This window comes from Stenotrophomonas sp. Steno-Z2, from assembly GCF_056393235.1.
The window spans coordinates 38,277-50,434 of sequence record NZ_JBWJOY010000011.1; the positions used below are offsets into that span (position 1 = coordinate 38,277).

Here is a 12,158-nt window from a genome sequence, read left to right on the forward strand (position 1 = left end):
GCGGCCGCCCGCGGCGGCCGGCCCGTGCCAAATCCGCCAAAGCAGCGGACAATGCGCGCCTGCGCATGACATGCGCCCAGCTTTCCGTCGCAAGGATTCCCCATGGCCGCACCCAAGAGCAAGACCCATCCGATCGAAGTCCAGGCCCGCCCCGGGCAGATGCTCGGCATGCCCGCCGAGCGCTTCCTGCGCGACTACTGGCAGAAGCGCCCGCTGCTGATCCGCGGCGCGTTCGCGGATTTCCACAGCCCGGTAATGCCCGAAGACCTCGCCGGCCTGGCCTGCGAGGACGGCGCGCTGGCGCGCCTGGTCACCCACGACCGCGCCACCGACGGCTGGAGCCTGCGCACCGGCCCGTTCCAGGAAGACGATTTCCCGGGCATGCCCGACCACGACTGGACCCTGCTGGTGCAGGACGTGGACAAGTGGGACCCGGACGTGCGCGCGCTGATCGGGCACTTCGACTTCCTGCCGCGCTGGCGCATGGACGATGTGATGATCAGCTTCGCCGCCACCGGCGGCTCGGTCGGCGCCCACGTCGACCAGTACGACGTCTTCCTGCTGCAGGCCCACGGCCACCGCCGCTGGCAGATCGACGCCAGCGAGTCGATCAAGGGCAGGCGCCCGCCGCTGGACTTCCGCCCCGACGTCGAACTGAAGCTGCTGCGCAAATTCAAGCCAACCCACGACTGGGTGCTGGAACCGGGCGACATGCTGTATCTGCCGCCGAACGTGCCGCACCACGGCGTGGCCGAGGACCCGTGCCTGACCTTCTCCTTCGGCATGCGCGCGCCGTCCTCGGCCGAGCTGATCAGCGACTGGCTGGACGACCTGGTGGCCGACGCCGACGAGGCCATCCGCTACCAGGACCCGGACCTGAAGCTGCCGGAAGACCCCAACGAGATCGACGCGGCGGCGATGAAGCGGGTGGTCGCCGCGCTCAACGCGCTGCGCATGAACGACCCGGACCGCCTCGGCGACTGGTTCGGCCGCTTCATCACCACCTACCGCGCCGCCGGCGACATCCTGCCTTCGCAGGCGCCGCCCGCCCCGGCGGACGTGGACACGGTGCTGGACGAAGGCGGCCTGCTCGAACGCCACCCGTGGGCGCGGCTGGCCTGGCGCCGCGCCACCCGCGGCGCGACGCTGTACAGCAGCGGCCATGCCTTCGCGCTGCCGGTCCGGGACGCGCAGGGCCTGGCCGCCGCCGAGCGGATCGACGCGGCCATGTTCCGCAAGCTGTCGGCCAAGGGCCGCAGCGCCGTGCTGGAACTGCTGGCCGGCGGCCACTACCAGCTGCTCGACGCCGAGACCCTGGCGGCGATGCAGGCCGAGCAGGACGCGCTCGAGGTCATGGAGGAACAGCCCGCCGACGATTTCGACGACGAGGCCGACGCCCCGGAACTCGAGATCGAGGTGTTCGAATACGCCCAGGCCGGCGAAGGCGAACCGGCCAGCGGCGCCATCGACACCGTGCAGGTGAACGAGGAAGGCGTCGAGGTCGTGGTGATCTGCGACGACGGCGACGAGGACAGCCCGGCGGCATGACGTCCGCGGCGTTCCACGTCGAGGCGGCCGACTACGCCGCGCGGCACGCGCTGCTGCACGGCGTGCGCCACGCCGTGTTCGTGGGCGAGCAGCAGGTGCCGGCCGAGCTGGAAACCGACGACCTGGACCCGCTCAGCCACCACGTGGTGGCGCTGGATGCCGGTGGCCTTGCCATCGGCACCGGCCGGCTGACCCCGCAGCGGCGCATCGGCCGCATGGCGGTCCTGCCCGGCTGGCGCGGCCAGGGCGTGGGCGAGGCGCTGCTGCAGGCGCTGGTGGCCGAGGCCGCCCGCCGCGGCTGGGGCGAGGTGTCCCTGCATGCGCAGGTCCACGCCCGCGACTTCTACGCGCGCAACGGTTTCCTGCCCGAAGGCGCGGAGTTCGAGGAAGCCGGGATCGTCCACCAGACCATGCGCCGCCGCATGGATGGCGCCATGCGCGTGCGCGACGCGGCCCAGGCCGAAGCGGCGCTGTCGGCGGTGATCCACCGCGCCCGGCGCCGCCTGCTGCTCGGCTGCCGCGACGGCGATGCCACGCGGCTCGGCCAGCCGGCCGTGCTGCAGGCGCTGCGCCGCTTCGCCACCGCGCGCCACGACAAGCAGGCGCTGGTGCTGCTGCACGACGGCGACCTGGCGGCCCTGCCCGCGCCCCTGCTCGCGCTCGTCCAGCGGCTGCCCAGCGTGTTCCAGCTGCGCCAGCCGGCAGACCCGGCCGATGCCGCGCTGGCACCGGCCTGCGCGGTCAACGACAACGGCGACTGCTACTTTCGTCCAATGGGCGAACGCGGCGACGGCGGACTGGCGCTGGACATGCCCGCACATGCCCGCCAGCAGGACGCGCTGTTCCAGCGCGCATGGGACGCGGCAGGCCTCTGCGAAGGCTTGCGGACACTGGGCATCTGAGCGCTGTCGGGCCGGGACAAGGCATGGCCCGACATCAGCCCGAGGATATGGCCTGGCATTAACCCGGTGGACAGCGTGTGTGCCCCTTCCTGTCCCCGCGAGGGTATAATTCAGCGGTTTCATCACGCCCGCGCGGCGTCCTGCTGCAAGGTCCCGCCGGTTCCAGACGCCATACCCCACAAGCGAATCCGACCCTCCATCGTGGACAATCTCCTGAAGCAGTTTGCGCAGTCATCGCAACTCGCCGGCGGCAACGCCTCCTATATCGAGGACCTGTACGAGCAGTACCTCGTCTCCCCGGACAGTGTGGACCCCAAATGGAAGTCCTACTTCGATGGCTTCAAGGGCCGCGAGGCAGGTGATGTCCCGCATTCGGCCGTCATCGCCCACATCGCCGAGGCCGGCCGCAACGCCTCCAGCGCCGCGGCCAGTGCCGGCGGCGGCGACGAGCGCGAGCGCAACGTCGGACGCCTGATCACCGCCTACCGCTCGCGCGGCCATCTCGGCGCGCAGCTCGACCCGCTGGGCCTGACCCCGCCGGTCAACCCGCCCGACCTGGGCCTGGCCTTCCACCACCTGTCCGATGCCGACCTCAACGACGAGTTCAGCACCGGCGGCGTCGGCGGCCAGCCGCGCATGAAGCTGCGCGACCTGCTGGCGCGCCTGAAGGCGACCTACACCGGCTCCATCGGCGCCGAGTTCATGTACATCGCCGAAGTCGACCAGCGCCAGTGGCTGTACCAGCGCCTGGAGAACGCCGGCGGCAACTACAACCTCGATGCCGACACCCAGCGCCGCACCCTGGAGCGCCTGACCGCCGCCGAGGGCCTGGAACGCTACCTGCACACCAAGTACGTCGGCCAGAAGCGCTTCTCGCTGGAAGGCGGCGACTCGCTGATCCCGATGATGGACACGGTGATCCGCAGCGCCGGCAAGGACGGCGTCAAGGATGTGGTGATCGGCATGGCCCACCGCGGCCGCCTGAACGTGCTGGTCAACACCCTGGGCAAGAACCCGCGCAAGCTGTTCGACGAATTCGAAGGCCGCTTCGAGCACGACGACCGCGCCGTCGCCGGCGACGTGAAGTACCACATGGGCTTCTCGGCCGACGTCGCCACCGCCGGCGGCCCGGTGCACCTGGCGCTGGCGTTCAACCCGTCGCACCTGGAGATCGTCGACCCGGTGGTCGCCGGCTCGGTGCGTTCGCGCCAGGAGCGCCGCGGCGACACCGCGCGCCGCCAGGTCATGCCGATCCTGATCCACGGCGACGCCGCGTTCGCCGGCCAGGGCGTGGTGATGGAGCTGTTCCAGATGTCGCAGGCGCGCGGCTTCGCCGTCGGCGGCACCGTGCACATCGTCATCAACAACCAGGTCGGCTTCACCACCTCCAACCGCGACGACTCGCGCTCGACCCTGTACTGCACCGACATCGCCAAGATGGTCGGCGCGCCGGTCCTGCACGTGAACGGCGACGACCCGGAAGCGGTGGTGTTCGCCGCGCAGCTGGCCTACGACTTCCGCCAGCAGTTCCACAAGGACGTAGTGATCGACCTGGTCTGCTACCGCCGCTGGGGCCACAACGAAGCCGACGAGCCGGCGATCACCCAGCCGCTGATGTACCAGGTGATCCGCAAGCACAAGACCACCCGCGAGCTGTACGCCGAGAAGCTGGAAGCCGCCGGCGTGATCCCGGCCAACGGCGGCAAGGCGCTGGTCGATGCCTACCGCGAGAAGCTCGATTCGGGCGAGGTCACCACCGAGCTGGCCAAGGTCGAGAAGACCCCGCCGACCAGCCGTCTGTACGTGGACTGGCCGAAGCTGCTGGCCGGCAAGCTGTCCGACCCGGTCAGCACCCAGGTGCCGATGGCCGAGCTGACCCGCCTGGCCAAGCTGATCAACACCATCCCCGAGGGCGTGGAACTGCACTCGCGCGTGGCCAAGGTCTACGACGACCGCCGCAGGATGGCCGCCGGCGAGATCCCGGGCGACTGGGGCTTCGCCGAGAACCTGGCCTACGCCACCCTGCTCGACCAGGGCCATGGCCTGCGCCTGGTCGGCCAGGACGTCGGCCGCGGCACCTTCACCCACCGCCACGCGATCCTGCACGACCAGAAGACCGACGCCTATTACCTGCCGCTGCGCCAGCTGGTGCAGTCGCCGGAACAGGCCACCGTCATCGACTCGCTGCTCAGCGAGGAGGCGGTGATGGCCTACGAGTACGGCTTCTCCACCACCGATCCCAACACCCTGTGCATCTGGGAAGGCCAGTTCGGCGACTTCGCCAACGGCGCCCAGGTGGTGATCGACCAGTTCATCGCCTCCGGCGAGGCCAAGTGGGGCCGCATTTCCGGCCTGACCCTGCTGCTGCCGCACGGCTACGAAGGCCAGGGCCCGGAACACAGCTCGGCGCGCCTGGAGCGCTTCCTGCAGCTGTGCGCGCTGGAGAACATGCTGGTCTGCGTGCCGTCGACCCCGGCGCAGGCCTTCCACATGCTGCGCCGCCAGCTGTGCATGACCACCCGCAAGCCGCTGGTGGTGATGTCGCCCAAGTCGCTGCTGCGCCACAAGCTGGCCGTCTCCACCCTGGACGAACTGGCCAACGGCGAGTTCCAGCACCTGATCGGCGACGCCACCGCGGACGCCAGGAAGGTCAAGCGCGTGGTGCTGTGCTCGGGCAAGGTCTACTACGACCTGCTGGAAGACCAGACCAAGCGCGGCCAGGACGACGTGGCCATCATCCGCGTGGAGCAGCTGTACCCGTTCCCGCGCCCGCAGCTGGCCGCCGAACTGAAGAAGTACGGCAAGGCCGCCGACGTGGTGTGGTGCCAGGAAGAGCCGATGAACCAGGGTGCGTGGTACCAGATCCGCCACCACCTGCAGGCCTGCCTGGCCGACGGCCAGAACCTGCACTACGCTGGCCGCCCGCGTTCGCCGTCGCCGGCCGTCGGCCACATGGCCGACCACCTGCGCGAACTGCAGCAGCTGCTCGCCGATGCGCTGGTCAACCCCTTCAACGACCAGTTCGCTGAATAACTCTCCCCCTTTCACGAAGAATACGAACCAGGAAGCCCCTGCATGGCCACCGAAGTCAAAGCCCCGGTACTGCCCGAATCCGTCGCTGACGGCACCATCGCCACCTGGCACAAGAAGGTCGGCGACGCGGTCAAGCGCGACGAAAACCTGCTTGACCTGGAAACCGACAAGGTCGTGCTCGAGGTCCCGTCGCCGGTCGATGGCGTGATCAAGGAGATCAAGTTCCCCGAAGGCGCCACCGTGACCAGCAGCCAGGTCGTGGCGATCATCGAGGAAGGCGCCGTCGCCGCCGCGCCGGCCCCGGCAGCCGCCGAGGCGCCGAAGGCCGCTGCGCCGGCCGCCCCGGCTCCGGCCGCCGCTGCCGCCGCGCCGGCCCCGGCCGCCAGGTCGGCCGCCGACGCCCTGCCCCCGGGCGCGCGCTTCTCGGCCATCACCGAAGGCGTGAACCCGGCCGACGTGGAAGGCACCGGCCGTCGCGGCGCGGTGACCAAGGAAGACATCGTCAACTTCGCCCGCAACGGCGGCGTCGGCAAGGCCGGCGGCGCGCGTCCGGAAGAGCGCGTGCCGATGACCCGCATGCGCAAGCGCATCGCCGAGCGCCTGATGCAGTCCAAGGAATCCATCGCCATGCTGACTTCGTTCAACGAAGTCAACCTGGCCAAGGTGTCGGCCGCGCGCAAGGAACTGCAGGACGAGTTCCAGAAGGCGCACGGCATCAAGCTGGGCTTCATGAGCTTCTTCGTGAAGGCCGCCGCCAACGCGCTGCAGCGCTTCCCGCTGGTCAACGCCTCGGTCGACGGCGACGACATCATCTACCACGGCTACTCGGACATCTCCATCGCCGTGTCCACCGACAAGGGCCTGGTGACGCCGGTGCTGCGCAACGTCGAGCGCATGTCCTTCGCCGACATCGAGAAGGGCATCGCCGACTACGCCAAGAAGGCGCGCGACGGCAAGCTGTCGCTGGACGACCTGCAGGGCGGCACCTTCACCGTCACCAACGGCGGCACCTTCGGCTCGCTGATGTCGACCCCGATCGTCAACCCGCCGCAGAGCGCCATCCTCGGCATGCACACGATCAAGGAACGCCCGATCGCCGAGAACGGCCAGGTCGTGATCGCGCCGATGATGTACATCGCGCTGTCCTACGACCACCGCATCATCGACGGCAAGGACGCGGTGCAGTTCCTGGTGGACATCAAGAACCAGCTGGAAAACCCGGGCCGCATGCTGTTCGGCCTGTAACAGGCCTGCAGCCCCTCTCCCTCCGGGAGAGGGGTTGGGGTGAGGGCAAGCCTCACCCGCACCCTCATCCGGCGCTTCGCGCCACCTTCTCCCGGCGGGAGAAGGGACAGGAAACAAGGAATCTCAAATGGCTGAACAATTCGACGTCGTCGTCATCGGTGCCGGCCCGGCCGGCTACCACGCCGCCATCCGCGCCGCCCAGCTGGGCCTGAAGACCGCCTGCATCGACGCGGCGCTGGGCAAGGACGGCAAGCCGGCGCTGGGCGGCACCTGCCTGCGCGTGGGCTGCATCCCGTCCAAGGCGCTGCTGGACTCCTCGCGCCAGTACTGGAACATGGGCCACATCTTTGGCGACCATGGCATCAGCTTCAAGGACGCGAAGATGGACGTGGAGAAGATGGTCGGCCGCAAGGACGCCATCGTGAAGCAGTTCACCGGCGGCATCGCCCAGCTGTTCAAGGCCAACAAGGTCGCCGCCTACTACGGCTTCGGCCAGCTGCAGGCCGGCAACATCGTCAAGGTCAAGCAGCATGACGGCAGCGAGGTCGAGCTGAAGGGTACCAACGTCATCATCGCCGCCGGTTCGGATTCGATCGAGCTGCCGTTCGCCAAGTTCGATGGCGAGACCATCGTCGACAACGTCGGCGCGCTGGACTTCGCCGAAGTGCCGCAGCGCCTGGCGGTGATCGGCGCCGGCGTGATCGGCCTGGAACTGGGCAGCGTGTGGAAGCGCCTGGGCGCCGAAGTCACCATCCTCGAGGCGATGCCGGAGTTCCTGGCCGCCGCCGATGCCGAAGTGGCCAAGGTCGCCGCGCGCGAGTTCAAGAAGCAGGGCCTGGACATCAAGCTCGGCGCCAAGGTCAGCAAGACCGAAGTGACCGGCAAGGACAAGAAGAAGGAAGTGGTCGTCACCTACACCGACGGCGAAGGCGAGAAGACCCTGACCGTGGACAAGCTGCTGGTGGCCGTGGGCCGCCGCGCCGCCACCAAGGGCCTGCTGGCCGACGGCACCGGCGTGCAGGTCAACGAGCGTGGCCAGATCGTGGTCGACGACCACTGCCACACCGGCGTCGATGGCGTGTGGGCGGTCGGCGACTGCGTGCGCGGCCCGATGCTGGCGCACAAGGGCTTCGAGGAAGGCATCGCGGTGGCCGAGCTGATCGCTGGCCTGCCGGGCCATGTCAACTTCGACACCATCCCGTGGGTGATCTACACCGAGCCGGAACTGGCCTGGGTCGGCAAGACCGAAGCCCAGCTCAAGGCCGAGGGCATCCCGTACAAGGCCGGCAGCTTCCCGTTCGCCGCCAACGGCCGCGCCGTGGCGATGATGGAGCCGGCCGGCTTCGTCAAGGTGCTGGCCCATGCCGAAACCGATCGGGTGCTGGGCATGCACCTGGTCGGCGCCAACGTCTCCGAACTGGTGCACGAAGGCGTGCTGACCATGGAGTTCAGCGGTTCGGCCGACGATCTGGCCCGCATCTGCCACGCCCACCCGTCGCTGTCGGAAGTGATCCACGACGCGGCGATGGCGGTCAGCAAGCGCGCCATCCACAAGGCCAACTGAGCGACACCGGCCTGACCGAGAAGGCTCCGCCCCGGCGGAGCCTTCTTGCTTCTGCATTCCCCGATCGCGCCCGCCCACCGGCGCGATCCGCACACCTCCGTTTCCAGGAACACCCATGAAGTCCATCTGCGTTTATTGCGGCTCCAATCCCGGCGCCAGACCCGTCTACGTCGAGCGCGCCACCGAACTGGGCAGGCGCATCGCCCAGGAAGGCCTGCGCCTGGTGTACGGCGGCGGCCGCACGGGGCTGATGGGCGCGGTGGCCGATGGCGTGCTGGCCGCCGGCGGCGAGGTCACCGGGGTGATCCCGCAGCACCTGGTGGACCTGGAAGTCGCGCACCAGGGCGTGACCACGCTGGAGATCGTCGGCTCCATGCACGAACGCAAGTCGCGCATGTTCGACCTGTCCGACGCCTTCGTCGCCCTGCCCGGCGGCTTCGGCACCGCCGAAGAGATCTTCGAGATGCTGACTTGGCGCCAGCTCGGCATCGGCAAGAAGCCCTGCGCCTTCCTCGACATCGACGGTTTCTACGCCAAGCTGATCGGCATGATCGACCACATGGTGGAAGAACGCTTCCTGCACCCGGAGCAGCGCCAGGACCTGTGGTACGGCGACGACGCCGAGCGGATGCTGGCGTGGATGCGTGCGTATTCGCCGGCGCAGGCGGACAAGTGGTTCGATGAGAAGCTACGGGCTGCGTTGCGGTAAGTCATTGGCGCGTGGCGACGCGGTGAACATTGCCGGCGCCGCCGCTGCCAGCGTGGCGCGGTTCGATGAAAAGCTACGGGCCGCGTTGCGGTAAATCATTGGTGCGTGGCGACGCGGTAAACATTGTCGGCGCCGCCACTGCCAGCGTGGCGCGGTTCGATGAAAAGCTGTGGGCTGCGTTGCGGTAGGCACGTGCTGCACCTGCAACGCGGCGAAAGCTCGCTCACTCCATTTTCCGCAGCGTCGCCTCGCGCGGCAGCGGATGGCCGAGCAGGTAGCCCTGGCCGAAATTGCAGCCCATTTCCAGCAGGGTGCGCAGCTGGCGTTCGTCCTCCACGCCCTCGCCGATGGTCTCGATGCCCAGCGTGCGCGCCAGCGACACCACGCCCTCGACCAGGGCCTGGGTGCTCTTGCCGTTGTCGGCATGCAGCCCGGCCACGAAGCTGCGGTCGATCTTCAAGGCGCTGATCGGGAAACGGTGCAGGTAGGACAGCGCCGAGTAACCGGTGCCGAAGTCGTCCAGTTGCACCACGATGCCGCGCTCGCGCAGCTGATGCAGGATGCGCAGCGTGCGCGGCGCGTCCTCCAGCAGCGCCATCTCGGTGATCTCCACCCGCAGCCGGCCCGGATCGGCGCCGGCCGCGTCCAGCAGGTCGAGCAGGCGCGCGGCGAACTCCGATGAACGGAAATGGCGCGGCGATACGTTCACCGACACATAGCCCGACGCCGTGCCCGCCAGGTCGCGCACCACCTGCTCGTAGATCAGCCAGTCCACCTGCTCGATCAGGCCGCTTTCCTCGCCCAGCGAGATGAACTCGCCCGGCAGCAGCAGCCCCCTGCCCTCGTGCTGCCAGCGCAGCAGCGCCTCGTGGCCGACCACGCAGCCATCGGCCAGCGACACGATCGGCTGGTAGAACGGCAGGAAGTCATTGCTGATGATGGCCCGGCGCAGGTCAGCTTCCAGTTCCAGGCTCTGCAGCGACTGCTCGCGCATGGCCTCGTCGAACACCATGCAGCGGTCCTGGCCCATGCCCTTGGCCCGGTACATCGCCGCGTCGGCGTCACGCAGCAGCTCGGCGCCGGAGGTGTAGCGCGGGCTCCACAGCGCGATGCCGATGCTGCCCGAAGGGAACAGTTCGCGCCCGTCCACCCACATCGAGTGCTCCAGCGAACGCAGCAGGCGCCGCCCGACCTCCATCGCCGCCTCGGCGCCGTCGCAGCGCACCAGCAGCGCGAACTCGTCGCCGCCCAGGCGCGCCACCACGTCGTCGCTGCGCAGCATGCCGACCAGGCGCTGCGCCACTTCCACCAGCATGCGGTCGCCGGCGGCGTGGCCGATGCTGTCGTTGACCCATTTGAAGCGGTCCAGGTCCAGGAACAGCAGCGCGAACATCGGGCCCACGCCCAGCTGCGCGTGTTCGATGGCCTCCTCCAGCTTCTCCAGCAGCTGCAGGCGGTTGGGCAGGCCGGTCAGCACGTCGTGCATCGCCAGGTGGGTCAGGCGCTGCTCCACGCGCATGCGCTCGCCGATCTGCGCCAGCAGCTTCTGGTTGACCTCGCCCAGCTCGCGGGTGCGTTCGGCCACGCGCCGCTCCAGCTCGGCATGCGCCTGCAGCAGGCGGTTGCGGTCGCGCTGGCGCGCCAGGCTGTTGCCGATGTTGCGCGCCACGAACGCGAGCAGGCGCTGGTCGTGCGCGGTGAAGGTGACCTGCGGGTTGTAGCTCTGCACCGCGATCACGCCCACCACCTCGTCGTCGCTGAACAACGGAACGCCGAGCCAGCACTGCGACTTGGCGCCGAACTCGCGCACGTCGCCGCGCGCAATCAGCGCGTCGATCTGCGCGCGCGTGGCCAGCAGCGGCTGGCCGCTGCGGATGGTGTACTCGGTCAGGCCGCCGCTGAAGGAGCGCGAGGCGCGCACCCGGTTGAACTCGTCCACCGAATAGACGAAATCCAGCCCGTCGCCCTGCTCGTTGACCAGCGCGATGTAGAAATTGCTGGCGTCCAGCAGGCCGTCGATCACCCGGTGCACTTCGGCATGGAACTCGGCCTGGCTGCCGCAGCTCATGGCCAGCTCGGAAACATTGAACAGCGCCGCCTGCAGGGCCTCGGCGCGGCGCCGCTCCTGGATCTCGTCCTGCAGGCTGGCGTTGGCCCGCTCCAGCTCCAGGGTGCGCCGCTGCACGTGCTGCTCCAGCTGCACATGCGCCTGGCGCCGGTCCATCGCGGTCAGGATGTGCTTGGCCACGAAATTGAGCACGGCGCGGTCCTCGTCGCCGTACTGCACGCCGGTCTCGTAGCTCTGCACCACGATCGCGCCGCATACCGCGCTGTCGCGCCACATCGGCACGCCCAGCCAGTCGGCACTGTCCGGACCGCTGTGCACCGAATGCTGCTGGTCCAGCACCTGCAGCAGTTCGCGCGACGGGCCGTGCATGGTCCGGCCCTGGCGCAGCACCGCGAAGGTCAGGCTGTCCTGCATTTCCTCGAAGCGGAAACGCCGCTCCGGGTGCGGCGCGAAATTGTCCAGGGTGTCGGCGAAATACAGGAAGCGCAGGCTGCTCTGGTGCTCGTCGCACTCGACGATGTAGCAGTTGTCCGCATACATCAGCGTGCACAGGATGCGGTGGAACTGGGCCAGCATCTGCGGCATTTCCAGGTCGCTGCCGGCCAGGTCGGCGATCTCGAACAGGGCGCGCTGCAGGCGCTTGGCGCGCTCGAGCTGTTCGATCTGCACGCCCTGCCGCAGCGACACCAGCACCGCCGCGACCAGCGCATGCGCCGTGCCCAGCCAGGCCTGCCGCTGCGCCCCGGAAAACGAGGCATCGACCTCGGCCAGCACCACGATGCGCGCGCCGCCATCGCCGTCGGTCCAGCTTTCCATCAGCGGCTGGCGCAGGCCGTCCGGCAACGGCGCGCCCGCCAGCAGGCCACGCACGGCGCCGCGCAGCGCGTCCGCCCCGGGGCTGACGCAGTCGCCCTGGCCGAGCACCGCGTCGTCCCAGGCCAACGCCACGGCGCTGCCCTGCGGCAGCAGCCCATGCAGCGTCGCCACCACGCGGTTGGCAGGCGAATCGGTGTCCACGCGTCCGTTGCCGGCATGCACGTCGGATTGGCTGTGCGACATGATCTCCATGTTTTTTCCGGGTTCCGGCGC

At 69.1% G+C, this 12,158-nt stretch carries 7 protein-coding genes; 6 read left to right on the plus strand and 1 reads right to left on the minus strand.

From position 1 onward, the window contains the following. Nucleotides 1-102: 102 nt before the first annotated feature. The 6 genes from AC06FP_RS16005 (at nt 103) to AC06FP_RS16030 (ending at nt 9,001) form a co-directional block, all read left to right on the plus strand. On the plus strand, nt 103-1,548 hold the full coding sequence (locus tag AC06FP_RS16005) for a ribosomal protein uL16 3-hydroxylase (RefSeq protein ID WP_478076218.1): 1,446 nt from the start codon (nt 103-105) through the stop codon (nt 1,546-1,548). Beyond that, a complete protein-coding gene (locus tag AC06FP_RS16010; RefSeq protein WP_478076219.1) occupies nt 1,545-2,450 on the plus strand; it encodes a GNAT family N-acetyltransferase in 906 nt (301 codons plus the stop codon). Before AC06FP_RS16005 ends, AC06FP_RS16010 begins: the two co-directional genes overlap by 4 nt. 201 nt (nt 2,451-2,651) lie before the next feature. Continuing rightward, nucleotides 2,652-5,483, plus strand: a complete 2,832-nt coding sequence (locus AC06FP_RS16015; protein ID WP_478076220.1) for a 2-oxoglutarate dehydrogenase E1 component — start codon at nt 2,652-2,654, stop codon at nt 5,481-5,483. Nucleotides 5,484-5,525: 42 nt separating this feature from the next. Next, nucleotides 5,526-6,728 carry a dihydrolipoyllysine-residue succinyltransferase gene (sucB, locus tag AC06FP_RS16020; RefSeq protein ID WP_456116466.1) on the plus strand — a complete coding sequence of 401 codons (1,203 nt, stop codon included), beginning with the start codon at nt 5,526-5,528 and terminating at the stop codon, nt 6,726-6,728. A 127-nt stretch (nt 6,729-6,855) separates the two neighbouring features. Then, nucleotides 6,856-8,292, plus strand: coding sequence for a dihydrolipoyl dehydrogenase (gene lpdA / locus AC06FP_RS16025; protein ID WP_478076221.1), 1,437 nt, complete (start codon nt 6,856-6,858; stop codon nt 8,290-8,292). Nucleotides 8,293-8,407: 115 nt separating this feature from the next. Continuing rightward, nucleotides 8,408-9,001 carry an LOG family protein gene (locus AC06FP_RS16030; RefSeq protein WP_478076222.1) on the plus strand — a complete coding sequence of 198 codons (594 nt, stop codon included), beginning with the start codon at nt 8,408-8,410 and terminating at the stop codon, nt 8,999-9,001. Nucleotides 9,002-9,224: 223 nt separating this feature from the next. Here the strand turns inward: AC06FP_RS16030 and AC06FP_RS16035 are convergent, their stop codons facing one another. After that, nucleotides 9,225-12,128, minus strand: a complete 2,904-nt coding sequence (locus tag AC06FP_RS16035) for a putative bifunctional diguanylate cyclase/phosphodiesterase (RefSeq protein WP_478076240.1) — start codon at nt 12,126-12,128, stop codon at nt 9,225-9,227. Nucleotides 12,129-12,158 lie beyond the last annotated feature (30 nt).

Coding starts and splice junctions, on each gene's coding strand:
- AC06FP_RS16005 (WP_478076218.1), top strand. CDS start 103: ATGGCCGCACCCAAGAGCAAGACCCATCCGATCGAAGTCCAGGCCCGC.
- AC06FP_RS16010 (WP_478076219.1), top strand. CDS start 1,545: ATGACGTCCGCGGCGTTCCACGTCGAGGCGGCCGACTACGCCGCGCGG.
- sucB (WP_456116466.1), top strand. CDS start 5,526: ATGGCCACCGAAGTCAAAGCCCCGGTACTGCCCGAATCCGTCGCTGAC.
- lpdA (WP_478076221.1), top strand. CDS start 6,856: ATGGCTGAACAATTCGACGTCGTCGTCATCGGTGCCGGCCCGGCCGGC.
- AC06FP_RS16030 (WP_478076222.1), top strand. CDS start 8,408: ATGAAGTCCATCTGCGTTTATTGCGGCTCCAATCCCGGCGCCAGACCC.
- AC06FP_RS16035 (WP_478076240.1), bottom strand. CDS start 12,128: ATGTCGCACAGCCAATCCGACGTGCATGCCGGCAACGGACGCGTGGAC.